The 341-nt window shown below is 48.7% G+C and carries 1 pseudogene; it reads left to right on the top strand.

The annotated features are described in order from the left end of the window. Positions 1–341: pseudogene (locus AB4585_RS26350) on the top strand (phosphomethylpyrimidine synthase ThiC); the annotation flags it as partial.

Here is a 341-nt window from a genome sequence, read left to right on the forward strand (position 1 = left end):
TCGTGAAATCGCCCTTGCAGACAGTCTAGTGGGAGGCACTAAAGATGTGCCTATTTTCCAGCCCAATGAACCCATCCATGTCTATGACACCTCCGGTGTATATACAGACCCAAAACACGCCATTGATCTTTATAGCGGATTGCCAAAACTAAGAGAGCAGTGGATAGAAGAGCGCGGTGATACTGCGTTATTGGATGAGGTGAGCTCTGTGTATACGAAGTCTCGCTTGCAAGACAACACCCTTGATGATCTGCGCTACGGCAATCTGCCACGTATTCGTCGAGCAGACGAGGATCAGTGTGTCACCCAGCTTCACTATGCTCGAAAAGGCATTATTACCC

This window comes from Vibrio sp. 10N.222.49.C9 (genome assembly GCF_041474985.1).
GTDB classification, from domain to species: domain Bacteria; phylum Pseudomonadota; class Gammaproteobacteria; order Enterobacterales; family Vibrionaceae; genus Vibrio; species Vibrio crassostreae_C.